24 protein-coding genes and 1 tRNA gene are annotated in these 23,379 nt (G+C 69.6%); 13 read left to right on the forward strand and 12 right to left on the reverse strand.

The features are described from left to right. Positions 1-130 precede the first annotated feature (130 nt). The 4 genes from nhaA to ACFZAT_RS15685 all read left to right on the forward strand — a co-directional run bounded on the left by nhaA (position 131) and on the right by ACFZAT_RS15685 (position 3,358). Complete coding sequence (nhaA, locus tag ACFZAT_RS15670) at positions 131-1,537, forward strand: Na+/H+ antiporter NhaA (protein WP_391264608.1); 1,407 nt, start codon at positions 131-133, stop codon at positions 1,535-1,537. A gap of 39 nt (positions 1,538-1,576) precedes the next feature. After that, complete coding sequence (locus ACFZAT_RS15675; RefSeq protein WP_073966435.1) at positions 1,577-2,107, forward strand: phage holin family protein; 531 nt, start codon at positions 1,577-1,579, stop codon at positions 2,105-2,107. Then, entirely contained in the window at positions 2,104-3,048 is a 945-nt protein-coding gene (locus tag ACFZAT_RS15680) for an alpha/beta fold hydrolase (protein ID WP_391264611.1), read from the forward strand. The genes ACFZAT_RS15675 and ACFZAT_RS15680 overlap by 4 nt, the downstream gene beginning before the upstream one ends. 106 nt (positions 3,049-3,154) lie before the next feature. After that, positions 3,155-3,358, forward strand: a complete 204-nt coding sequence (locus tag ACFZAT_RS15685; protein ID WP_073966437.1) for a hypothetical protein — start codon at positions 3,155-3,157, stop codon at positions 3,356-3,358. Positions 3,359-3,394: 36 nt separating this feature from the next. Here ACFZAT_RS15685 and ACFZAT_RS15690 read toward each other — a convergent pair whose 3' ends face one another. The 3 genes from ACFZAT_RS15690 to nth form a co-directional block, all read right to left on the reverse strand. Continuing rightward, positions 3,395-4,600 carry a MarP family serine protease gene (locus ACFZAT_RS15690; RefSeq protein WP_391264613.1) on the reverse strand — a complete coding sequence of 402 codons (1,206 nt, stop codon included), beginning with the start codon at positions 4,598-4,600 and terminating at the stop codon, positions 3,395-3,397. A gap of 88 nt (positions 4,601-4,688) precedes the next feature. After that, positions 4,689-5,402, reverse strand: coding sequence for an NUDIX domain-containing protein (locus ACFZAT_RS15695; RefSeq protein WP_391264615.1), 714 nt, complete (start codon positions 5,400-5,402; stop codon positions 4,689-4,691). A 62-nt stretch (positions 5,403-5,464) separates the two neighbouring features. Continuing rightward, positions 5,465-6,394, reverse strand: a complete 930-nt coding sequence (nth, locus tag ACFZAT_RS15700; protein ID WP_391264617.1) for an endonuclease III — start codon at positions 6,392-6,394, stop codon at positions 5,465-5,467. Between the two features lie 253 nt (positions 6,395-6,647). On the opposite strand from nth, the gene ACFZAT_RS15705 reads away from it, so the two are divergent. Next, positions 6,648-7,322: a Crp/Fnr family transcriptional regulator gene (locus ACFZAT_RS15705; protein WP_014046869.1), complete on the forward strand. Its 675-nt coding sequence runs from the start codon at positions 6,648-6,650 to the stop codon at positions 7,320-7,322. A gap of 50 nt (positions 7,323-7,372) precedes the next feature. Here the strand turns inward: ACFZAT_RS15705 and ACFZAT_RS15710 are convergent, their stop codons facing one another. The 4 genes from ACFZAT_RS15710 to ACFZAT_RS15725 all read right to left on the reverse strand — a co-directional run bounded on the left by ACFZAT_RS15710 (position 7,373) and on the right by ACFZAT_RS15725 (position 9,883). Beyond that, positions 7,373-8,203, reverse strand: a complete 831-nt coding sequence (locus ACFZAT_RS15710) for an MBL fold metallo-hydrolase (RefSeq protein WP_391264620.1) — start codon at positions 8,201-8,203, stop codon at positions 7,373-7,375. Beyond that, positions 8,200-9,129 (reverse strand): NUDIX hydrolase, encoded by a 930-nt coding sequence (locus ACFZAT_RS15715; RefSeq protein WP_391264622.1) that lies wholly within the window; start codon positions 9,127-9,129, stop codon positions 8,200-8,202. The genes ACFZAT_RS15710 and ACFZAT_RS15715 overlap by 4 nt, the downstream gene beginning before the upstream one ends. Before the next feature lie 125 nt (positions 9,130-9,254). Continuing rightward, positions 9,255-9,725, reverse strand: a complete 471-nt coding sequence (locus ACFZAT_RS15720) for an Atu1372/SO_1960 family protein (RefSeq protein WP_391264624.1) — start codon at positions 9,723-9,725, stop codon at positions 9,255-9,257. Continuing rightward, positions 9,725-9,883, reverse strand: coding sequence for a DUF4177 domain-containing protein (locus tag ACFZAT_RS15725; RefSeq protein WP_003991873.1), 159 nt, complete (start codon positions 9,881-9,883; stop codon positions 9,725-9,727). The genes ACFZAT_RS15720 and ACFZAT_RS15725 overlap by 1 nt, the downstream gene beginning before the upstream one ends. An 82-nt stretch (positions 9,884-9,965) precedes the next feature. Between ACFZAT_RS15725 and ACFZAT_RS15730 the strand changes: the two genes are divergently transcribed. Beyond that, positions 9,966-10,955 (forward strand): ArsA-related P-loop ATPase, encoded by a 990-nt coding sequence (locus ACFZAT_RS15730; RefSeq protein WP_391264626.1) that lies wholly within the window; start codon positions 9,966-9,968, stop codon positions 10,953-10,955. Next, positions 10,952-12,301, forward strand: a complete 1,350-nt coding sequence (locus ACFZAT_RS15735; protein WP_391264628.1) for an ArsA-related P-loop ATPase — start codon at positions 10,952-10,954, stop codon at positions 12,299-12,301. Before ACFZAT_RS15730 ends, ACFZAT_RS15735 begins: the two co-directional genes overlap by 4 nt. 44 nt (positions 12,302-12,345) lie before the next feature. Here ACFZAT_RS15735 and ACFZAT_RS15740 read toward each other — a convergent pair whose 3' ends face one another. Continuing rightward, the gene (locus tag ACFZAT_RS15740; RefSeq protein ID WP_203601634.1) at positions 12,346-12,699 is read right to left on the reverse strand and encodes a WhiB family transcriptional regulator; all 354 of its coding nucleotides are present in this window, start codon (positions 12,697-12,699) and stop codon (positions 12,346-12,348) included. 519 nt (positions 12,700-13,218) lie between these two features. On the opposite strand from ACFZAT_RS15740, the gene ACFZAT_RS15745 reads away from it, so the two are divergent. After that, complete coding sequence (locus ACFZAT_RS15745) at positions 13,219-15,462, forward strand: transglycosylase domain-containing protein (RefSeq protein ID WP_391264630.1); 2,244 nt, start codon at positions 13,219-13,221, stop codon at positions 15,460-15,462. Positions 15,463-15,548: 86 nt separating this feature from the next. On the opposite strand, the gene ACFZAT_RS15750 is transcribed toward ACFZAT_RS15745, so the two are convergent. Continuing rightward, on the reverse strand, positions 15,549-16,013 hold the full coding sequence (locus ACFZAT_RS15750) for a GatB/YqeY domain-containing protein (RefSeq protein WP_391264632.1): 465 nt from the start codon (positions 16,011-16,013) through the stop codon (positions 15,549-15,551). Positions 16,014-16,092: 79 nt separating this feature from the next. Here ACFZAT_RS15750 and ACFZAT_RS15755 point away from each other — a divergent pair, with 79 nt between their 5' ends. From ACFZAT_RS15755 to ACFZAT_RS15770, 4 genes are all read left to right on the forward strand, one after another. Continuing rightward, on the forward strand, positions 16,093-17,034 hold the full coding sequence (locus tag ACFZAT_RS15755) for a metallophosphoesterase (RefSeq protein WP_391264634.1): 942 nt from the start codon (positions 16,093-16,095) through the stop codon (positions 17,032-17,034). 95 nt (positions 17,035-17,129) lie between these two features. Further along, positions 17,130-17,203: transfer RNA gene (locus ACFZAT_RS15760), tRNA-Pro, on the forward strand. Positions 17,204-17,494: 291 nt separating this feature from the next. After that, positions 17,495-17,998 carry a DUF4365 domain-containing protein gene (locus ACFZAT_RS15765; RefSeq protein WP_391264636.1) on the forward strand — a complete coding sequence of 168 codons (504 nt, stop codon included), beginning with the start codon at positions 17,495-17,497 and terminating at the stop codon, positions 17,996-17,998. Position 17,999: 1 nt separating this feature from the next. Continuing rightward, entirely contained in the window at positions 18,000-19,136 is a 1,137-nt protein-coding gene (locus ACFZAT_RS15770) for a hypothetical protein (RefSeq protein WP_391264638.1), read from the forward strand. Between the two features lie 70 nt (positions 19,137-19,206). On the opposite strand, the gene ACFZAT_RS15775 is transcribed toward ACFZAT_RS15770, so the two are convergent. The 3 genes from ACFZAT_RS15775 to ACFZAT_RS15785 all read right to left on the reverse strand — a co-directional run bounded on the left by ACFZAT_RS15775 (position 19,207) and on the right by ACFZAT_RS15785 (position 21,766). Further along, positions 19,207-20,712 carry a LacI family DNA-binding transcriptional regulator gene (locus ACFZAT_RS15775; RefSeq protein ID WP_391264640.1) on the reverse strand — a complete coding sequence of 502 codons (1,506 nt, stop codon included), beginning with the start codon at positions 20,710-20,712 and terminating at the stop codon, positions 19,207-19,209. Between the two features lie 32 nt (positions 20,713-20,744). Then, on the reverse strand, positions 20,745-21,122 hold the full coding sequence (locus ACFZAT_RS15780) for a helix-turn-helix domain-containing protein (RefSeq protein ID WP_391264642.1): 378 nt from the start codon (positions 21,120-21,122) through the stop codon (positions 20,745-20,747). 131 nt (positions 21,123-21,253) lie between these two features. After that, entirely contained in the window at positions 21,254-21,766 is a 513-nt protein-coding gene (locus ACFZAT_RS15785) for a helix-turn-helix domain-containing protein (protein WP_391264644.1), read from the reverse strand. A gap of 293 nt (positions 21,767-22,059) precedes the next feature. On the opposite strand from ACFZAT_RS15785, the gene ACFZAT_RS15790 reads away from it, so the two are divergent. Further along, positions 22,060-23,337 (forward strand): DUF3631 domain-containing protein, encoded by a 1,278-nt coding sequence (locus ACFZAT_RS15790; RefSeq protein ID WP_391264646.1) that lies wholly within the window; start codon positions 22,060-22,062, stop codon positions 23,335-23,337. Positions 23,338-23,379 lie beyond the last annotated feature (42 nt).

The following is a 23,379-nucleotide window of genomic DNA, read 5'->3' on the forward strand; positions in this document are numbered from 1 at the left end:
TCACCCCGCCGGTACAGTGGCAGCTGATCGACAACAAGATAAGAAAATCTCCACAGGGGTGCCGGGAAGTCTGGTCGGCAAGTGCATCAGCCATGCCATCGCTGCCGTACCGACCCGGAGGTCTCCCCCCGTGGCCACACCCACCCCCACGCCCGCCGGCCCGCGCCGCACCTTCCTCGGGCGGCTGCCGCTCCCCGAGCGGAACTACGTCGCCGACGCCCTGCGCACGGAGACCGTCGGGGGCGTCCTCCTGCTGGTCGCCGCCGTGGCCGCGCTGGTGTGGGCGAACACGGCGGGTGCGAGTTACACGGCCGTCAGCGACTTCCACATCGGGCCCGAAACCCTCGGTCTGCACCTCTCCGTGGAGCACTGGGCCGCCGACGGGCTGCTCGCGGTCTTCTTCTTCGTCGCGGGCGTCGAACTCAAACGTGAACTCGTGGCGGGCGAACTGCGCGACCCGAAGGCCGCAGCGCTCCCCGTGGCCGCCGCGCTCTGCGGCATGGCGGCCCCGGCGATCGTCTACACCCTGGTGAACGTCCTCGGCGACGGCTCGAAGGACGGCTGGGCGGTCCCCACCGCCACCGACATCGCCTTCGCGCTCGCCGTTCTCGCCGTCATCGGCACCTCGCTGCCCGCCGCGCTCCGGGCCTTCCTGCTGACGCTCGCCGTCGTGGACGACCTCTTCGCGATCCTCATCATCGCCGTCTTCTTCACCGAGGACATCAACTTCCTCGCGCTCGGCGGCGCCTTCCTCGGCCTGGGCCTCTTCTACCTGCTGCTCCGCCTCGGTGTGCGCGGCTGGTACGTCTACGTGCCGCTCGCCCTGGTCATCTGGGGGCTGATGTACAACAGCGGCGTGCACGCCACCATCGCCGGTGTCGCCATGGGCCTCATGCTGCGCTGCACCCGCCGCGACGGCGAGAAGCACTCCCCCGGTGAGCGCATCGAGCATGTGGTGCACCCGCTCTCGGCGGGCTTCGCCGTGCCGGTCTTCGCACTCTTCTCCGCAGGGGTCTCCCTCTCCGGCGGCGCGGTGCGCGCCGTGTTCGACCATCCGGAAACCCTCGGGGTCGTCCTGGGCCTCGTCGCCGGCAAGACGATCGGCGTCTTCGGCGGTACGTGGCTGACCACCCGGCTCACCAGGGCCGAGCTGAACAAGGACCTGGCCTGGGCGGACGTCTTCGCGATCGCCACCCTCGCCGGCATCGGCTTCACCGTGTCGCTGCTGATCGGGGAACTCGCGTTCGCCGGTGACGACGACATGATCAACGGGATCAAGGCATCAGTTCTGCTCGGCTCCCTCATCGCGGCCGTACTCTCCGGTGTACTGCTCAAACTGCGGGTACGCAGATACAGGGCGCTGTCCGACGCCGAGGAACTCGACGAGGACGGCTCCGGGGTGCCGGACGTCTACGAACAGGACGATCCGGCGTACCACCTGAGGATGGCCGCGATCTACGAGGAGAAGGCGGCCGAGCACCGCCGCCTTGCCCGACTGGCGGGGGCAGCGAGCAACAGGCCGGACAGTCCGGCATGATCTGACATCGGACGTGTTGAACAGGAGAGGGAGTCAGGGATGAGCGACCCCGGCAATTACGCGGGCAGCGCCGACCGCAGTCTCGGCCAGCTGGTCGCGTCGGCGACAGCCGAACTGTCGGCGCTGGTGCACGACGAAATCGCCCTGGCCAAGGCCGAGGTGCGGCAGGACGTCAAGCGCGGCGTCATCGGGAGTGTGGCGTTCATCGTCACCGGCGTGCTGATCCTTTTCGCGATCCCGGTGCTGAGCTTCGCGGCTGCCTACGGCATTCACAACCTGGGCCTCGGCCTCGCCTGGTCGTTCCTGATCGTGGGCGGCGCGTTCATCCTGCTGGGCGTTCTGCTCGCGCTCTTCGGCTACGCGAAGATCAAGAAGGTCAAGCCGCCGGAGAAGTCCATCGCCTCCGCCAAGCAGACCGCCGCAGTCCTCCAGGGCGTCAAGCCGCACCCGCGCCCCGAGACCGCCGCCGACGCGATCCTCCCGGTGGGCGGCAGCACCCGCTCCGACCGGGCCATCGAGAGCGCACCGGTCCAGGACAAGGCGTCGGCTGTGGCACGCTCGTCCACATGACCGTTCCCGCACCGTCCGCCCCGGCCGGCGGCCCCGTCCGCCTCGACGGCCCCTGGACCCACCGGGACGTCGCGGCGAACGGCGCCCGCTTCCACATCGCCGAGATGGGTGAAGGGCCGCTGGTCCTCCTCCTGCACGGCTTCCCGCAGTTCTGGTGGACCTGGCGCCACCAGCTGCCCGCGCTCGCCGAGGCCGGCTTCCGGGCCGTGGCGATGGACCTGCGCGGCGTCGGCGGCAGCGACCGCACGCCCCGCGGCTACGATCCCGCCAACCTGGCGCTCGACATCACGGGCGTGGTCAGGTCCCTCGGCGAGCCGGACGCCGCTCTCGTCGGCCACGACATGGGCGGCTACCTGGCCTGGACCGCGGCGGTGATGCGCCCCAAGCTGGTGCGCCGGCTGGTCGTCTCGTCGATGCCCCACCCGAGGCGGTGGCGCTCCTCGATGCTCTCCGACTTCGGGCAGTCCCGGGCCGGGTCGTACATCTGGGGCTTCCAGCGTCCCTGGGTGCCGGAGCGTCAGCTCGTCGCCGAGGACGGTGCCTTGGTGGGCCGTCTGATCAGCGACTGGGCGGGGCCGGGCAAGGCCGTGTTCCCCGACGAGGCGACGCTCGGTGTGTACCGGCGGGCCATGACGATCCCCTCGACGGCGCACTGCTCGATCGAGCCGTACCGCTGGATGGTGCGCTCGCTGGCCCGCCCGGACGGCATCCAGTTCTACCGGCGCATGAAGCGGCCCGTTCGGGTGCCGACCCTGCACCTTCACGGTTCACTCGATCCGGCGGTCCGCACCCGCAGCTCGGCCGGGTCCGGCGAGTACGTCGAGGCGCCGTACCGGTGGCGACTTTTCGACGGTCTGGGTCACTTCCCGCACGAGGAGGATCCGGCGGGGTTCTCGGCCGAACTCATCAACTGGCTCAAGGATTCCGAGCCCGATCGCTAGCCCTTCTGGCACACCTGTTCCACGAACGGCCACGTGCCTGCCGCATAAGCCAATTGGCTGACGGACAGGCGATTACGGACCATGAGGCACGGGCAGACGTCCGGGTATGGGCTGGACGCACGACTTCGGTGACGCAGCACGCAATCGTCGCTCGACCGCCACGGCGGTTCCGGGCATTCATGAGGGGGACGGCCTTCAGGGCCGGGTGCACGCTTTGCACGTCATGCATGATCCGCGGCTCGGCATCTCACGCATCCTCCGCCGCCGGGCCCGCTGGGTCTCGGCGCGGCTGCGCCATCCCCGCAACTGACGCACCGACGGTCCCGCACGGGCCGCCCGGAGACCCTCAGAGCGCGCACCCCTGGCTGTCGACCTGCTGGTTGGCGGTACGGCCCTGCGTGATGTCGTCGCGGATCTCGTCCGCCGTCAACGCGTAGCCCGTGTCCGGGTCGTCGAGCGACTTCGCGAACACGACTCCGTACACCTTGCCCTCGGGGGTCAGCAGCGGGCCGCCGGAGTTGCCCTGACGGACCGTGGTGTAGAGCGAGTACACATCACGGCGGACCGTGCCCCGGTGGTAGATGTCGGGGCCGTTGGCGTCGATGCGGGCCCGCACGCGCGCGGAACGTACGTCGTACGAGCCGTTCTCGGGGAAGCCCGCGACGATGGCGCTGTCGCCCGTCTCCGCGTCGCTGTCGGGACCGGTGAACTGCAGGGGCTTGACGTCGAGGTCCGGGACGTCCAGTACGGCGATGTCGCGCTGCCAGTCGTAGAGGACGACCTTCGCGTCGTACAGGCGTCCCTGGCCGCCGATCTGGACGGTCGGCTCGTCGACACCGCCGACGACGTGGGCGTTGGTCATCACCCGGCGGCCGGAGAACACGAACCCCGTGCCTTCGAGGACCTTGCCGCAGCTGGGGGCCGTACCCACGACCTTCACGATGGACTGCTTGGCGCGCGCGGCGACGGGGCTGCCGGCCAGCGCCGGGTCGGGGGCCTTGACCTCGGTGATGGGTTCGTTGGCGAACGGGCTGAAGACCTGCGGGAAGCCGTTCTGCGCGAGGACCGAGGAGAAGTCCGTGAACCAGGTGGACGCCTGGGGCGGCATCACCCGGGAGACGCCCAGCAGGACCGAGGAGCTACGGACCTCCTTGCCCAGCGTCGGCAGCGAGGTGCCCGCCAGGGCCGAGCCGATGAGCCAGGCGACGAGCAGCATCGCCACCACGTTGACCAGGGCGCCGCCGGTCGCGTCCAGGGCGCGCGCGGGCGACCACGTGATGTGCCGGCGGAGTTTGTTTCCCAGATGGGTGGTGAACGCCTGGCCCACCGACGCACACACGATCACGATGACGACCGCGACGACGGCCGCGGTGGAGGAGACCTCCGAACCGTCCGTCATCTGGTCCCACAGGACCGGCAGGAGATAGACGGCGACGAGACCGCCGCCCAGGAACCCGATCACCGACAGAATGCCGACGACGAACCCCTGGCGGTAGCCGATGACCGCGAACCACACGGCTCCGGCCAGCAGCAGGATGTCCAGCACGTTCACCGTCTATAGCCTCGCAGATTCGTCACCGGGCCCGTACGTCTCCGTGGTCCGGGCGGTCCCGGATCGGTGGAGCACGGAAGTCAGCCTGTCATGCGCGCCAGTCGAGCGGCACCTGCCTGGCTCTGTCCCAGGGGCGTTCCCAGCCCGCGAAGTGCAGAATCCGGTCGATCACACCGGCCGTGAACCCCCAGACGAGTGCGGATTCGACCAGAAATGCCGGGCCCCGGTGTCCGCTGGGGTGGACGGCCGTCGCCCGGTTGGCCGGGTCCGTGAGATCCGCCACGGGGACCGTGAAGACCCGCGCCGTCTCGCCCGGGTCGACCACATCGACCGGGCTGGGCGTCCGCCACCAGCCGAGGACCGGGGTCACCACGAAGCTGCTCACGGGGATGTAGAGACGGGGCAGCACACCGAAGATCTGCACCCCGCGCGGATCGAGGCCGGTCTCCTCCTCGGCCTCGCGCAGAGCGGCCCTGAGCGGCCCGGTCGTGGCCTGGTCGCCGTCCTCCGGGTCGAGCGAGCCGCCGGGGAACGACGGCTGGCCGGGATGCGAGCGCAGGCTTCCGGCGCGCTCCATCAGAAGCAGCTCGGGGCCGCGCGCGCCCTCGCCGAACAGGACGAGCACGGCCGACTGGCGCCCCGCCCCGTTCTCCGGCGGCAGGAAGCGGCTGAGCTGCTGCGGCCGCACCGTGCGCGCGGTACGGGCGACCGGATCGAGCCACTCGGGCAGGCCCTCCTCCGACACCATGACCGCAGGGCCGTCCGCCCCACCGCGCTCCGTGCCGGTCTCATGCGTCTTCATAGGCACCCCTCCGTCTCACAACGCCCGTCGTCCCGCGATTCGTTCCGCAGCGGCGGTACGCGTCAGTCGGCGCCCAGGGGAGGGGCCGGGCTTCCCGGGTAGTCCGGCGGCGGGCTCAGCCGCTGGCCCGGCTTGCCGCCCATCTCGTACTTCAGGAGCTTGCGGGCCTTCTCCGGGTCCGTCTCGCCCTCACCGTACGACGGACACAGCGGAGCGATCGGGCAGGCGCCGCAGGCGGGCTTGCGGGCGTGGCAGACGCGGCGGCCGTGAAAAATGACGCGGTGCGAGAGCATGGTCCACTCGCTCTTGGGGAAGATCGCCGCGACCTCCGCCTCGACCTTCTCCGGGTCCTCCTGCTCGGTCCACTTCCACCGCCGGACCAACCGCCCGAAGTGGGTGTCCACGGTGATTCCGGGCACCCCGAAGGCATTGCCCAGCACGACATTGGCCGTCTTGCGGCCGACTCCCGGCAGCTTCACGAGGTCCGCGAGCTTCCCCGGCACCTCGCCGCCGAAGTCGTCGCGGAGCGCGGCGGACAGGCCGAGGAGCGACTTCGCCTTGGCCCGGAAGAAGCCGGTGGGCCGGATGAGCTCTTCCAGCTTCTCCGGCACGGCGGCGGCCATGTCCTCGGGGGTGGGATAGGCGGCGAAGAGGGCGGGTGTCGTCTGGTTGACCCTCAGGTCGGTGGTCTGGGCGGAGAGAACCGTGGCGACGAGCAGTTCGAACGGATTCCGGAAGTCCAGCTCCGGATGGGCGTACGGGTAGACCTCGGCGAGCTCGCGGTTGATCCGGCGGGCGCGGCGGACCATCGCCAGATGCGATTCCGGGCGCCCCGGCTTCTTCTTCGGCGCGGCGGCTCCTGACGCCCCGGCATCCCCCGGCTTCGCCCGCCCGGCCGAGCCGGCCCCGGCGGCCCGGCTCTTCACCTTCCCGGTGGCGGTTTCCGCCGTTTTCTTCAGGTTCTTCCCTTTGCCCGCACCCTGTTCGCCCACAGCGGAATCACGGCCCTCCGACACCCCATCAGCCCCCTTGGCCTGCGCTCTCACCGGCAATCCGGACACTCGGCCAGCCTAGAGCCCGGCACTGACATCCGCCCCGGTCACGGGTGATCCGCCCCCAATCGGCCCCCTGCCGTACCCCTCGGCACGCGCGTGCGTCAAACTGGTTTGTGATTGATCGCACTGTTTTACCGTCCGGCATGATGGGGACCACGGTTCCCTGAACAGGCCGACAAGGAGAGAACTCGTGGACGACGTTCTGCGGCGCGCCCCGCTTTTCGCGGCGCTCGATGACGAGCAGGCCGCGGAGCTCCGCGCCTCGATGAGTGAGGTGACCCTCGCGCGCGGTGACGCGCTGTTCCACGAGGGTGACCCGGGTGACCGCCTCTACGTGGTCACCGAGGGCAAGGTGAAGCTCCACCGCACCTCCCCCGACGGCCGCGAGAACATGCTGGCCGTCCTCGGTCCCGGCGAGCTGATCGGTGAGCTCTCGCTCTTCGACCCGGGCCCCCGCACCGCCACCGCCACCGCGCTGACCGAGGTCAAGCTCCTCGGCCTCGGCCACGGCGACCTGCAGCCCTGGCTCAACGCGCGCCCCGAGGTGGCCACCGCCCTCCTGCGCGCCGTCGCCCGGCGCCTGCGCAAGACCAACGACCAGATGTCCGACCTGGTCTTCTCCGATGTGCCCGGCCGCGTCGCCCGCGCCCTCCTGGACCTGTCGCGCCGCTTCGGCGTCCAGTCCGAGGAAGGCATCCACGTGGTGCACGACCTGACGCAGGAGGAGCTGGCCCAGCTGGTCGGCGCCTCCCGCGAGACGGTCAACAAGGCCCTCGCCGACTTCGCCGGCCGCGGCTGGCTGCGTCTCGAGGCCCGCGCGGTGATCCTCCTGGACGTGGAACGGCTGGCCAAGCGGTCGCGCTGACCCGTCGTCGTGAGGGGCCCCGCCGGCACCGGCGGGGCCCCTCACGCATGTCAGATCAGCCCGTGCTCGGCCAGGTAGTCCAGCTGCGCCCGCACCGACAGCTCCGCGGCCGGCCACAGCGATCGGTCCACGTCCGCGTAGACGTGGGCCACCACCTCGGACGAGGTCAGGTAGCCCGATTCCACCGCGGTCTCCACCTGGGCCAGCCGGTGCGCGCGGTGGGCGAGGTAGAACTCCACCGCCCCCTGCGCGTCGTCCAGCACGGGCCCGTGCCCCGGCAGCACCGTGTGGACCCCGTCGTCCACCGTCAGCGAGCGCAGCCGGCGCAGCGAGTCGAGGTAGTCCCCGAGTCGCCCGTCCGGATGCGCCACCAGCGTCGTCCCGCGTCCGAGGATCGTGTCTCCGGTCAGCACCGCCTGATCGGCCGGCAGGTGGAACGACAGCGAGTCCGCCGTGTGGCCGGGCGTCGGCACCACGTACATCTCCAGGCCGCCCGTCGTGATCACGTCACCCGTGCCCAGGCCCTCGTCGCCGAGCCGCAGTTCCGGGTCGAGCGCGCGCACCTTGGTCCGGGTCAGCTCCGCGAACCGCGCCGCGCCCTCCGCGTGGTCGGGGTGGCCGTGGGTGAGGAGCGTCAGCGCGATCCGGCGGCCCGCCCGCTCGGCGGTGTCGATGACGGCCCGCAGATGGGCGTCGTCCAGCGGACCCGGGTCGATGACGACGGCCAGGTCCGAGTCGGGCTCGGCGACGATCCACGTATTGGTCCCGTCCAGCGTCATCGCCGACGGGTTGGGCGCCAGGACGTTGACCGCACGGGTCGTGGCCGGACCTGACAGCACACTGCCGCGTGGCTGTCCGGGCAGCGCCGCCGCGTCGCTCATGCCGCACCGCCTTCCGCGTCGCCCTTTTTCTCCCCGCCGTGCGTTTCGTCCGCACCGGCGGTGGAAACGTGCTTGGTGAATTCCTCGTGCCCCGGCCAGCTCAGCACCAGCTCGTCACCGTCCAGCCGTGCCTGCGCGAGTACGGGGGTGAGGTCCTGGTCCGATGCCGCCTCCAGCGCCTGCGCGGCGGTGGCGTACGGCCGCAGCGTCCGCAGCGTCGCCACGGTCGGCGGCATCATCAGCAGCTCGCCCCGGTCGTATCCGTCGGCCGCGTCGCCCGGGGTGATCCACACCGTGCGGTCGGCCTCCGTCGACGCGTTCCGGGTGCGCTGCCCCTCGGGGAGCGCGGCGACGAAGAACCACGTGTCGTAGCGGCGCGGCTCGAACTCCGGCGTGATCCAGCGCGCCCATGCGCCGAGCAGGTCCGAGCGCAGCACCAGCCCGCGCCGCTCCAGGAACTCGGCGAACGACAGCTCCCGCGCGACCAGCGCCGCGCGATCGGCCTCCCAGTCGTCGCCGGTGGTGTCGGTGACGACGGTCTCCGCCGTCGGACCGGCCAGCAGGATCCCGGCCTCCTCGTACGTCTCGCGGACCGCTGCGCAGACGACGGCCTGCGCCTCGGCCGGCGTGCCGATACCCAGCCGGTGCGCCCAGGTCTCCAGCGCGGGGCCGGCCCAGCGGACGAGCCGGTCGTCGTCACGCGGGTCGACGCCGCCACCCGGATAGGCGTACGCCCCTCCGGCGAAGGCCATCGAGGTGCGCCGGCGCAGCATGTGGACGGCGGGCGCACCCCCGCGGCCGGTGGCGTCGTCCCGGAGCAGCATCACGGTGGCGGCCCGCCGGGGCTCGGCGGCCGTCAGCTCGCCTGCGGCGAGGGCCCTGATCCGGCCGGGCCATTCCGGGGGGTACCACTGACCATTGGACATGGCCGGAGGCTATCCGGAACCGCGTCGATGTTCGAGGGGTCCCCGGATCCGTACATGGGGTGTACATACACAAGATCCCGTCCGGCCCTCACGGCCGGACGGGATCAGGGGTGGAACGGTACGGATCAGACCCCGGTCAGCTCGACCTGGATCTCGACCTCGACCGGCGCGTCCAGCGGCAGCACGGCGACGCCCACGGCGCTGCGGGCGTGCACACCCCTGTCGCCGAGGACCTCGCCCAGCAGCTCGCTCGCGCCGTTGATCACACCGGGCTGGCCGGTGAAGTCGGTGGCCGAGGCGACGAAGCCGACGACCTTCACGACCCGGGCGATCCGGTCCAGGTCGCCCGCGACCGACCTCACGGCGGCGAGGGCGTTCAGCGCGCAGGTCTTCGCGAGCTCCTTCGCCTCGTCGGCCGTGACCTCGGCGCCGACCTTGCCGGTCACCGCCAGCTTGCCGTCGACCATGGGCAGCTGACCGGACGTGTACACGTACACCCCGGACTGCACGGCCGGCTGGTACGAGGCCAGCGGCGGTACGACGGCGGGAAGCGGCAGTCCGAGCTCGGCGAGCTTCGCCTCGACGGTGCCCGCCACTACTGCTTCTCCCGCTTCAGGTACGCCACGAGCTGCTCGGGGTTGTTCGGGCCGGGAACGACCTGGACCAGCTCCCAGCCGTCCTCGCCCCAGGTGTCCAGAATCTGCTTGGTCGCGTGCACGAGAAGGGGCACGGTCGCGTATTCCCACTTGGTCATGGCCCGACTGTAATGCCTGCACAATCCGGGGGACGCGCAGCCTCGTGCGTAGCCTGCGGTGCGACTGGTTAGGCTCGAATACGTGAGCAGGTTCCAGGTCGTCAGCGGCAAGGGCGGTACCGGTAAGACCACGGTCGCCGCCGCCCTCGCGCTCGCCCTCGCGGCCGAGGGCAGGCGCACCCTCCTCGTGGAGGTCGAGGGCAGGCAGGGCATCGCCCAGCTCTTCGAGGCGGATTCCCTCCCCTACGAGGAGCGCAGGATCGCCGTCGCTCCGGGCGGCGGCGAGGTCTACGCCCTCGCGATCGACGCGGAGCTGGCGCTCCTCGACTACCTCCAGATGTTCTACAAGCTCGGCAGCGCGGGCCGGGCGCTCAAGAAGCTCGGCGCGATCGACTTCGCCACCACCATCGCGCCCGGCGTGCGGGACGTCCTGCTGACCGGCAAGGCGTGCGAGGCGGTCCGCCGCAAGGACCGGCAGAACCGGTTCGTCTACGACTACGTGATCATGGACGCCCCGCCGACCGGCCGCATCACCCGCTTCCTCAACGTGAACGACGAGGTGGCCGGGCTCGCCCGGATCGGCCCGATACACAATCAGGCGCAGGCCGTGATGCGGGTGCTGAAGTCCCCGGAGACCGCGGTGCACCTGGTGACGCTGCTGGAGGAGATGCCGGTCCAGGAGACCGCGGACGGCATCGCGGAGCTGCGCGCCGCCGAGCTGCCGGTGGGCCGGGTCATCGTGAACATGGTGCGCCCGCAGCTACTGGACGGGGACGCGCTGCGCGCCACGGTGGGCGGACGGCGCAAGGAGATCGCCAAGACGCTGACGCGGGCGGGCGTGACCGGCGCGGCGGGGCTCGTACGCCCGCTGGTCGAGCAGGCCGCCGAGCACACCCAGCGGGTCGCGCTGGAGCGTGAGCAGCGCACCGTGCTGGCCGGGCTCGGGCTGCCGGGGTACGAGCTGCCGCTGATCGGCGAGGGGGTGGACCGGGCCGGGCTCGACCACCTGGCGGCCGCGCTCCGGGAACAGGGCGTGGGGCAAGCGGGAGCCGGACGAGGGGCGGGTTCATGACAGCGCGCACGAAGGCGGGGGCCGGCGGGGGTGCCGGTTCGGAAGGCGTACCCGATGGTGCCGGTTCGCAAGGCGTACCCGATCTGGACACCGACGCGCTGATCGATGACCCGGGCATCCGGATCATCGTCTGCTGCGGTTCGGGCGGCGTCGGCAAGACGACCACCGCGGCGGCCCTCGGGGTGCGGGCGGCGGAGCGCGGCCGCAAGGTCGTCGTCCTGACCATCGACCCGGCCCGCAGGCTCGCCCAGTCCATGGGCATCGACTCACTGGACAACGTCCCGCGCCGGGTGAAGGGCATCGAGGGCTCCGGTGAGCTGCACGCCATGATGCTCGACATGAAGCGGACCTTCGACGAGATCGTCGAGGCGCACGCGGACGGCGAGCGGGCCCGCGCGATCCTGGAGAACCCCTTCTACCAGTCCCTGTCGGCCGGCTTCGCGGGCACACAGGAGTACATGGCGATGGAGAAGCTGGGGCAGCTCCGGGCGCGGGACGAGTGGGACCTGATCGTCGTGGACACGCCGCCGTCGCGTTCCGCGCTGGACTTCCTGGACGCCCCGAAGCGTCTGGGGTCGTTCCTGGACGGGAAGTTCATCAAGCTGCTGATGGCGCCCGCGAAGATGGGCGGCCGCGCGGGGATGAAGTTCCTCAACGTGGGCATGTCGATGATGACTGGGACGCTGGGCAAGCTGCTGGGCGGTCAGTTCCTGCGTGACGTACAGACGTTCGTTGCCGCGATGGACACCATGTTCGGCGGCTTCCGTACCCGCGCGGATGCCACGTACAAACTCCTTCAGGCACCCGGTACGGCGTTTCTCGTCGTCGCGACTCCGGAACGGGACGCCCTGCGCGAGGCGGCGTACTTCGTGGAGCGCCTGGCCGCGGAGGACATGCCGCTCGCGGGGCTGGTGCTCAACCGGGTCCACGACAGCGAGGCGGCGCGGCTCTCGGCCGAGCAGGCGCTGGCCGGCGCGGAGAAACTTGAAGCAGAAAATCTTGAAACCGGCGGCATTGTGGATCAGACGGCCGGGAAGGCTGGACTTCGTGAGCCCGCCGACTCCCCCACGGACGGGTACGCACCCACGCCGGACTCCGGTCCCCGGCCTGCCGGGACGGCAGCCGTCACAACCGAAGAACTGACCGCGGGCCTGCTCCGTCTGCATGCCGAGCGGATGCAGGTGGTCGCGCGCGAACAGGACACACGCGACCGCTTCACCGCGCTGCACCCCGAGGTGGCCGTGGCCGCCGTGGCCGCGCTGCCCGGAGACGTCCATGACCTCTCGGGCCTGCGCGCCATCGGGGACCGCCTCGCGACCGGTTCCGCACCGGACGGGGCCGCCTAGCCCCTCGTCCCACGCAAGCCGTACACCGTACGGTCCGCCGGGGGCTAGCCGACGGCGGCGAACGTCTCGTGCAGCTCTTCGCTGTCCTCCAGGCCGATCGCCACGGGCAGGATGCCCGAGGAGCGCTCGTACTCACTGCGGGCGGTCTCCAGCAGCCGGCGCCAGGACGTCACCGTCGGCCGCCTGCGCAGCAGCGCACGGCGCTCCCGCTCGGTCATCCCACCCCACACGCCGAACTCGACGCGATTGTCCAGCGCGTCGGCCAGGCACTCGGTCCGCACCGGGCATCCGGTGCACACCGCCTTGGCCCTGTTCTGCGCTGCCCCTTGTACGAACAGTTCATCCGGATCAGTAGTGCGGCAGGCTGCCTGCGCACTCCAGTCGGTTACCCAGCCCATCCCGGCGCCGTCCTCTCCCGAATCGAGGCTCCCCCACGGCGGCAGCGGCATATTCACCGCTGCCAGTTGAGGACGTTACGGAAGGTGGCGACAGCACAACACCCCCTTCGGGCCCAATCTTGAATGGCCCGAACGGACTATGCGTATACGGCAGATCACCCAGGGGAGTGAGGTGAGGACATGCGGGAATATCCCGTCAGAATCGGGACAGTCTGCCAGAACCACATCGGGCAATCGGTGAGACACGGGGCGAATTCGGGAGCGCCGGGTGTGTGGCCGGATCGTGCACGGGGGTTGATACGGAACCGGACTGCTGTGACAGTTGAGAGCAGCTTAGGCCAAGGCATATCCGTGTGTCCGGCGAATGGGAACCTAGCCCCCTCGCGTCACCATGCCACCAGGTCCAGCAGCCGCAGCGCGGCACCCACGCCGGTTCCGAATGTCACGGTCCGGTACGCGAACGCTCCGAGAGGCCCCCGGTCCCACGGAACACTCATATCTACGGATTAGGCTGCCCCCATGCCAAAGAAGCGCTCGGGCGGGGGTCTCACCACGACCCAGCAGGCCGCCAAGTTCCTCGGTGTCGCCGCACTCTCCGGAGTCGTCCTGGCGGGCATCGCGCTGCCGGCGGCCGGAGCACTGGGCCTCGCGGCCAAGGGGACGGTCGACGGGTTCGACGAGATCCCGGCCAACCTGAAGACCCCGCCGCTGAGCCAGCGCACCAAGATCCTCGACAGCAAGGGCGGCCTGATCGCGACGGTCTACTCGCGCGACCGCACGGTGGTGCCGCTCACGAGCATTTCCCCGTACATGCAGAACGCGATCGTCGCGATCGAGGACGCCCGCTTCTACGAGCACGGCGCGGTCGACCTCAAGGGCATCCTGCGCGCGCTGAACCGCAACGTCCAGGCGGGCGGTACGGCCGAGGGCGCGTCGACCCTCACCCAGCAGTACGTGAAGAACGTCTTCGTGGAGGAGGCCGGCGACGACCCGGCCAAGGTCGCCGAGGCCACCCAGCAGACGCTGGGGCGCAAGGTCCAGGAGCTGAAGTACGCGATCCAGGTCGAGGAAGAGCTCGGCAAGAAGAAGATCCTGGAGAACTACCTCAACATCACCTTCTTCGGGCAGCAGGCGTACGGCGTCGAGGCGGCTTCCCAGCGCTACTTCTCCAAGTCGGCGAAGGACCTGAAGCTGGAGGAGGCGGCGCTGCTGGCCGGGATCGTGCAGTCGCCGAGCCGCTACGACCCCATCAACGACACGGAGGAAGCGACCAAGCGCCGCAACACCGTGCTCCAGCGGATGGCGGACATCGGCAAGGTCTCGCAGGAAGAGGCCGACAAGGCCAAGAACACCCCGATCAAGCTGAAGGTCAAGCGACCCCAGAACGGCTGCATCACGGCCGTCAGCGGCGCCGGGTTCTTCTGCGACTACGTCTCGAAGATCGTCAAGAACGACCCGGCCTTCGGCAAGACCGAGAAGGACCGCGCCAAGCTCTGGGCGACCGGCGGTCTGACCATCAAGACGACCCTGGACCCGAGGTCGCAGGCCGCGTCCAACGAGGCCGCCGTCTCCCGGGTCAACAAGGACGACAAGGTCGCCGACGCGGTCGTGCAGGTCCAGCCCGGCACCGGACGGATCCTGGGAATGGCCCAGTCCCGGCCGTACGGTCTCGACACCTCCAAGCACCAGACCGTACTGAACCTCTCCGTCGACCACGCGATGGGCGGCAGCTACGTCGGCTTCCAGGTCGGATCGACGTTCAAGCCGATCACCGCGGCGGCGGCGCTGGAGAAGGGCATCAGCCCGGCGCAGAGCTTCGACACCCCGCGCAAGATCAGCCTGCCCGCCGACGCCTTCCGCACCTGTGAGGGCGCCCCCACGGACGACAAGCCGTGGGAGGTGCAGAACGAGACGGAGTCGGAGAAGGGCATGTTCGACATGACCAGCGCGCTGGGCAAGTCGATCAACACCTACTTCGCGAAGCTGGAACAGAAGACCGGCCTCTGCGAGACGCTCGCGATGGCGAAGAAAGTCGGCTACGAACGCGGCGACAACAAGCCGCTGTGGCAGGTCGCCAACACCACGCTGGGCGGGCAGGAGTCGACCCCGCTGGCCATGGCCTCGGTGTACGCCACCTTCGCCAACCGCGGCACGTACTGCACCCCGGTCGCGCTCCTCTCGGTCACCAGGCCGAACGGGAAGCCGATCGACGTACCGAAGTCGCAGTGCAACCGCGCGATGAGCGAGCACACGGCGGACACCATAAACCAGATGCTCAAGGGCGTCGTCGAGGACGGCACCGGTACGCAGGCCGGCCTCAGCGACCGTGACAACGCGGGCAAGACCGGTACCACCGACGGACGCAAGAACGCCTGGTTCGTCGGCTACACGCCGAACCTGTCCACAGCGGTTTGGGTCGGCAGCGACGGCGCCCACCAGAATGAAATGACCGGCATCGTCATCGGCGGCCAGTTCTACGACAAGGTCTGCGGAGGCTGCCTGCCCGGTCCGATCTGGCGGACCGCGATGACCGGCGCCCTGAGCCCGTCCGAGACCCCTTCCTTCAACCCGGTCGACGTACCGCGGGCGAAGGAGAGGGAGGACAAGGACAGGAACAAGGGCGGGGACAAGAAGAAGCCGGGCGACAACAAGCCCGGCGGCGACAACAACCCGTTCCCCGGCATCAGCATCCCGCCGGACGTCCTCGGCGGGAACAACGGCCACGGCCGCGGTCAGAACGGCGGCGGTACGAACGGCCCCTGATCAGCCGTTACGCAGACGAGGGCGGGGCGCTCCGGATCATCCGGGGCGCCCCGCCCTCATCCGTACGCGGCCGACTCGGCCTTCGCTCAGCCCGCGAGGAGCTTCTTCACCGTGGCGGCCACCCGGCCACCCTCGGCGCGCCCCGCGACCTTCGGGTTGACGATCTTCATGACGGCGCCCATCGCGCGCGGCCCCTCGGCCCCGGCGGCCTTCGCCTCGTCGACGGCGGAGGTCACGATCGCGGTCAGCTCCTCGTCGCTCAGCTGCTGCGGGAGGTACGCGTCGAGGATCGCGCCCTCCTTCTTCTCCCGCTCGGCCTGCTCGGTCCGGCCGCCCTTGGCGAAGGCATCGGCGGCCTCACGGCGCTTCTTGGCCTCCTTGGCGATCACCTTCTGCACCTCGTCGTCGGAGAGTTCGCGGGCGGTCTTACCGCCGACCTCTTCCTTCGTGATCGCGGTGAGGGTCAGCCGGAGCGTGGACGAGGTCAGCTCGTCACGCGCCTTCATGGCCGTGGTGAGGTCTTCCTTGAGCTTGGACTTGAGCGTGGTCATGAGGTGATTGTGGCAGGTGCGGGGCGCCCGGCGCCCGCCTGTTTTCCCGCGGGCGCACGGTGTCTGCGACGATGGGCGCATGCGCGCACGCTACGGAGTACCCCTGAAAATCACGGCGGTCACCGCCGCGGCCGGCGCCGCCGGTCTCGCCTACGCCGCAGGCTTCGAGGTCCGCTCGTTCCGCCTGCGCAGGGTCACGGTCCCGGTGCTTCCGAGGGGTGCGCGCCCGTTGCGCGTCCTCCAGGTCTCCGACGTGCACATGGTCAGCGGACAGCGCAAGAAGCGGGCCTGGCTCCAGTCCCTGGCGGGTTTGCGCCCCGACTTCGTGGTGAACACCGGCGACAACCTCTCCGACCCCGAAGCGGTGCCGGAGCTGCTGGACGCGCTCGGCCCGCTGATGGAGTTCCCGGGCGTGTACGTATTCGGCTCCAACGACTACTACGGCCCCAAGCTGCGCAACCCGGTCCGCTATCTCTTCGAGAAGGCGTCGGGCAAGCACGGTCTCAACGGCAACGCCCCGGCGACCGGGGTCGTCCACAATCCGTGGGAGCCGATGCGCGACGCCTTCGACGAGGCGGGCTGGCTCAACCTGTCCAACACCCGGGGCCGCCTCAAGCTGGACGGCCTGGAGCTCGCCTTCACCGGCCTGGACGACCCGCACATCAAGCGCGACCGCTACGCCGAGGTGTCCGGCGGCCCCGAGACGGGCGCCGACCTCTCGATCGGCGTGGTCCACGCCCCGTACCTGCGCTCACTGGACGCGTTCACGACGGACGGTTACCCCCTGATCCTCGCCGGTCACACCCACGGCGGCCAGGTCTGCATCCCGTTCTACGGCGCCCTGGTCACCAACTGCGACCTGGACACGGACCGCGTGAAGGGCCTCTCCACCCATTACTCCGGCGGCAACCGCGCCTACCTCCACGTCTCGGCGGGCTGCGGTACGAGCCGCTACGCTCCGGTCCGGGTGGCCTGCCCCCCGGAGGCGACCCTGCTCACGCTGACGCCCCGGGACGCCTGACCGGGCCACCCCCGTCGATCACGACAAAAACCGGATTTCGTCTCCGGGCGCCGGTGGGCTAGAGTTGTCGATGTCGCCGGGAGACCGGCGGCGATCGGGGTGTAGCGCAGCTTGGCAGCGCGCTTCGTTCGGGACGAAGAGGTCGTGGGTTCAAATCCCGCCACCCCGACAGCTGAAACACCAGGTCAAGGGCCTGATCCTCTCTGAGGGTCAGGCCCTTCCTGCGTCTCTGGAGATCGTTTGGGAGAAATCTGGGAGAAGATCTTGGTCCCCGTCTTCCAGACGGTCCCGCATCTCGCAACCAGCGGATAGCAGCCGTCACGCCGCTGAACCTGTGCGTTCGCCAATCTGCATCCAGGGCGCCCGCACCGAGGTGCCAGGAGTCGGCCCCCGCACGCGGTGTTCCCTCACCTACAGATCCCACTTATCCTCGCGATCACGCAACCGGGGGTGGGTGGACATGGCTGCTGAGGCAACGAGCTGGCAGAAGGAGCAAGTCAGTCGCGCTTACGTGCATGCCTTAGCAACGCAGGGCGGGTACACGATCTGCGACTGGAACGTGGACAAGGACGGCGTCGATGTCACGCTCCGATCGCGTGGCCTCATGGTCGACATCCAGCTCAAGTGCACTCAGAATCCACGCACTGTCAGGAGCGGCTACAGCTTCGACCTGGACATCGAGACCTACGACAAGTTACGTGACCCTGAGCGCTCAGCACCTGGTCACCTTGCGCTGCTCATAGTTCCGCCCGACATCGGGCGCTGGGTTATCCACCAGCCGGATTCGATAGTCCTTGCTTGTCACGGCTATTGGTCCTCCCTCTACGGGATGGGGCACGCTCCTGGTAGTTCCACGACTGCGGTCCACCTTCCTGAGCACCAGGAGCTCACCGTGAAGGCCATGGGGACCATGTTCGATGCGGCCCGTCGCATGACCAACAGCGCTGGTCTGGGGTTGAGCTGACATGGCGGACATCACCCCAGACTTCGGCCCCGAAGAGATTCGCAGCTACCTGAAGGTCACCGGATGGGCCCCGGTATCGGGCGGGGACGTAGCCGAGCTATGGAGGCTTCCGGGGCCGGCGGACGAAGTCGTCCTGGTCCCGATGAAGCCTGGCGCACCAGACTTCGCCAAGAGGGCACGGATCCTCACCCAGGACCTGGCAAGGGTCGAGTTCGAAGACGTCCAGACAGTCCACGACGCCATCGCCACGGTCTACAACGACGTAACCGACCTCCGGGCCTCCCACCCATCAATGAGCGACGGATCGATCCCGCTTGAGTCCGGGTACGAACTCTTTGTCTCCGCCAAGCGCCTCCGTGTGGCCTCGGCTGCAGCGACGATCCGACGGCAAGGGCACTTCCGGAACTTCCCGACTCGGGCACGTGATCAAGCGCGGGAAGTCCGCCTGGGCCAGACTCGTCGTGGCTCCTACATCGTGCCCATCATCAGCCAGGCACGCTCGCCCGAGGACGTCTACTCACCCAGGCAGGATCACATCGACGTTCAGATCGAGGAAACTCTCTTTGACCGCCGGGTGACGGCCACAATGTCTCGCGCGCTCGGAGTGCTGGAAGAAATGGCAGGCGCCGAACACGCGCCCACCGCAAGCGAAATCAACGACTCCATCGGTGAAGGCGTCTCATACGAGCTGTGCCAGGCTCTCGCCAAGGTCGTGAACACAGAGTCCGTCAATGCGCTCGACGTTGCTTTCAACTGGTCCCGAGTGGCTGCGCCACCTCCCGGTACGCCAGCGCATGTCGAGTTCAACCGCGATGCGATCGAGATCGTGGACCTGGTGTCCGAACAGCTGAAGACCAAGGTCTACACGCGAGAGCACCTGATCTACGGCGTGGTCACAGACCTCAGTCGCCACCCCGATGACGACACCGGCCGAGTAGGAGTCCAGACGCTCATCCAGCGCCGCAGCCGCACGGTATGGATGGACCTTGCCGACAGGGACTATCACGCAGCCGTGCACTGTCACGATGCCGGAATCCCGGTGCGCGTGAGCGGCACGCTGACCAGCCCACCCGGTGGACTCGCCCGCATGGTCGTCACTGCCTTCGGCCCCGACCCGTCGCTGGGAGCAGACGACTAGCAGCCCAAAGTTGGCGAGGTGGGACTGTCTCAACGACAGTCCCACCTCTCGGCCAACGCTGGCCTCCGGTCTATCCCTCCGGCCTCAGCAAGCGATCGAGAACTCGAACCGGTGAGGTCGGGCACAGGGCGCGACGCGCATCGAGCGCGGCCTCCCACTGCTCGGTCAAGCCGCGCATGAGGCGCCGGCGCATGCCGGGCGTGACGTGCGCGTAGCGCGCCGACACCGAGCCGTCGATGTGGCCCATGCGCTCGTCCATGAGGACCTTCTCGGTGCCGAGGTCGTCCATCATCGTGCGGTGGGTGTGCCGGAGCCCGTGGGGTGTGAGGCCCTTGGCGATCGGGAGCCAGCAGGCGTCTGCCCGAGCTGATGCTCCTCGACCTCGGGCCGGGATGCCGGGCCAAGGCTCGCCGAGGATCGGTACCGGGCGGGCTTCCTGCGGTGCCTTCTTCGGGTACCAGCCGGAGGCGGCCGGGGTGAACAGCCAGGTGGCGAAGCCGTTTCGGCGCCAGTGGGCGGCGTGCTCCGACGTGGCGCCTCCGCGTACAAACCCGAGCTCTGCGATGGCGAGTTCAACGCGTACGCGTGTGTCCTCGCGTACGCGGTCGGGGTGGTTGAGGACGTTCGAGACTGTGCCCGTGGAGACCTCGGCGCGGCGCGCGACGTCGGCGAGCTTCGCGCCCTGGTGACCGCCCGTACGGGCTGCTCCCTGGCCTCGGAAGACGTACGTCCTGCCGTGGCAGGGGCAGGACGTCGGCTTCGTACGGGCGATGTGGTTGAAGACCAGGGCCGACAGCCAGTCCATCGAGTCGATGGTGCGATAGCTGTCGTCCTTGGGCGGGCAGCGGACCAGCTCGCCCGTGTCCAGCTCATACAGCTGCCACTCGACACGGAAGGCGGCGGGGCGGACGAACTCCGTTTCCAGGCCGACGATTTCGCCCCACCGCTTGCCGGTGTAGCCCTTCAGGACCGTGGCGACGAACTCGTCGTCTCGTCCCGAGAGGAGGGCTGCCCGCTCGGCGGTCAGCAGGATGCCGAGCGCGTCGGTGACGACCTTCTCCGGCCCGCGGTCGCGGGAGCGGCCGGCGCGCTTACCTCGGCCGCGTCGGCGGGCCGCCGGGTTGGAGGTGAGGAGGCCCTCGTCGATCGCGTCCTCGAAGATCAGGTGGAGCGTCGAGCGCCAGGTCTTGACGCTGGAGGCCGCGTACGCGGCGCGCTCCTTCTTCTCCCACAGCTCGACGTCCGTGCGCTGGATGCCTGCGAGCGCCTTGTCGTCGAAGTCGGGGAGCAGGTGCTCCTCGATGTGGCGCTTGTAGTTCTGCATGGTCGACGCGGCCAGGTCCTGGGCGGCGTACCAGCGGCTGGCGTACTCACCGAAGGTCTCCTGGCCGAGGCCCGGGTCGCGCCATTGGCCACGGCGGACGGTCACCTCTTCGGCGTCTGCGGCCTGCTTGGCCTCGCGCTTGGTGGCGAACTTGACCACGGCGCCCGTGGAATCGGCGACGGTGCCGTACTGGCCGTCGGCGATCTTGTACCGGCCGCGCCAGTAGCCGCTGCGCTTCTCTGCGTACCCCACAGATTTCCCTCCCTTCTGTCGTGTGGGGTGCGTTAAGCAGCGGTTCCGTACTGGGACTTGGCCATGCGCCGTGGCGCCCGAGCCTTGAGGCGGACGGTGGGCTCGGGCGTCTCGCGCCGTTGCCGGGCAGGAGGCTTCGGAGCAGGGGTCGAGACAGCGCCGTGCGGCTGCGGATGCCGCGCCGGACGCTCTTCGTGCATGCGGACGATCTCGGCAAGGTGCTCGCCCGAGAAGCGGTACGCGCGGCCGACGCGCGTGAACGGGATGAGCCGCCGACGGGCCCGGTCCTTGACCCACCAGGCGGAGCAGCCGAGAACCTCGGCGACCTCCTCAGGGAGGTAGAGGCGCGGCAGGGCGGAGTCCGGGGGCGAGAGGTGCGTGGAGGCAGGGGGTATTGCGGCTTGGCGCAAGGAGTGAGTCCTCTTCAGGTTCATGGCGGGCGTAGGCGCGGCAACACCGGTCCGCCGGTCGATCGCTAGGGATGAGGGGAAAGCTCCCGTGCTGGGGGTTTGCAGGCCCAGGACGGGAGTGGGCGCTGGAGCTACGCCTCGTCGGCAGAGGGAGCGTCGACGTCACCAGGCGGAGGACCGTGCATCTTCAGCATGGTCTTGCTGGCCTCCTCCGCGATGGCGCTCTGGACCATGAGGTCGGCCTCCTCGCGGATGTCGACGTGCTCGGCAAGGTAGGCGTCGAGCGCTTCGCGCGCCTCCGTGAAGGCCATGTTGGCTCTCTGCGTCGCGCGGAACGCGTCCACGACCTCGTCGATGAGTTCCATGGCGCGGGCCTTGGCCGCCAGCTGGGGTGGCCCGACGAGGTTGCGCAGGTCGATGCCGAGGACCTCGGCGAAGCCGATGGCGTCGTCGAGGTTGATACGGCGCTTGCCGTTCTCGATCCGCCAGACCGCGGACGGGTTCATTTCGAAGCCGGCCTCGTTGAGCCGGTCGGACAGCGCGTTGGTGCTCCAGCCGCGGGCCTCGCGTTCCACCCGGATGCGGGTCGCGACGTTCGCCTCGCCGCTGAGCAGGACGCCGTCGGACGGTTCTTCCTCCGCCACCGGCACCCCCTTCCGTTCGTAGCAGTGCACTGCGGTTTGCAGCTCAGCCTAAACAGTACCACCGTTACTGCGAGACGCAAAGCACTTCTGCAATCTGCAATTCGTGTGGCATAGTGGTGGCATCCACCCCACTGACCTCAGGAGCCCAGACGAGCGCACGCCGCATGAAAGAAGCCCCCGGCGATGCCGGGGGCTCAAGCGCAAACCTCTCAACCGCCATCCCTAGCGATCAACCTGCGGAGTCCGGGATTGCCGTCCCATATGGCCCGCAAGCAGAGGAGCTGATGCCCAGTATGACCGATGCCCAGCCGAGTACGCCATCCCTTCCCGAGCGCTCCGGCACGCCCTGGCCTCCGGTCGCCGTGCCGGGCCAGCCGTCCGGCGCTGCTGCCCCTCCGGCAGAAGAGGACCGCGACGACACCGCCTCGCCCATGCCGCTGCCCGAGGGGGCGCAGATCCTGGACGACCTGCGGGCACAGCTGACGCGGTATGTGGCGATGCCGAGCGAGGAGGCCGTCACGGCGGTGGCCTTGTGGATCGCGGCGACGCATCTGCAGCGTGCGTGGCAGCACGCGCCGCGCCTGGCGATCGTCGCGCCGGAGAAGCGGTGCGGTAAGTCCCGCCTGCTGGACGTGGTGACCGAGACGGTGCACAACCGACTGATCACGGTCAACGCCAGCGCGGCGGCGATCTTCCGGTCGATCGACGGGGACGACCCGCCGACCCTCTTGGTCGACGAGGCCGACACCATGTTCAGCACCACCAAGGCCGCGGAGAAGAACGAGGAGGTCCGCGGCCTGATCAACGCCGGGCACCAGCGTGGCCGCCCGACTCTCCGGGTGTCCGGGCCCGAGCACCAGGTGCAGGAGTTCCCGACCTTCTCCATGGCCGCGCTGGCCGGGATCGGCGACCTGCCCGACACCATCATGGACCGCGCGGTGGTCATCCGGATGCGCCGCCGTGCGGCGGGCGAGAAGGTCGCCTCCTTCCGCACCGGCCGTGACACCCCCGCCCTGAACGCGATTCGTGATCGCCTCCATGCCTGGCTCCAGCCGCTGTACGTACCGGCCATGGAGATGGAGCCGCCCATGCCGGTCGAGGACCGCGCGGCGGACACCTGGGAACCACTGGTCATCATCGCCGACCTCGCCGGAGGCGACTGGCCCGCGCTCGCCCGTACCGCCTGCCGCACCATGGCCGACTACGAGGCCGGCCAGGACGAGGAAGGCGGCCTGCGCACCCGCCTCCTGGTCGGCATCCGCCGCGCCTTCGCCGCCGTCAGCGACCCTGCCGTGCTCAGCACGAAGCAGCTGCTGGAGTCCCTCAACGCGGACAAGGAAGCCCCCTGGGCGGAGTACGGCGCCAACGGCCTGACCCCGCGCGGCCTGCAGCTGCTCCTCAAGCCCTACGGCATCGGCTCTGCCAACCGCCGCTTCCCCGACGGCACCCAGGCCAAGGGCTTCGCCCGCAACCAATTCCTCGACACGTGGGCGCGCTACTGCCCCGAGCCGAAGCCGGTGGACGTGCCCGCCCAGAGAGCGGCCGAGCCGCTGCCCGGCACCGCCGCCTGACCCGACTCCACTCGCATCACTCGTCCCCGCGCAGGTCAGCGC

The sequence above is a fragment of the Streptomyces sp. NPDC008163 genome (assembly GCF_042956885.1).
Taxonomy (GTDB): Bacteria; Actinomycetota; Actinomycetes; order Streptomycetales; family Streptomycetaceae; genus Streptomyces; species Streptomyces drozdowiczii_A.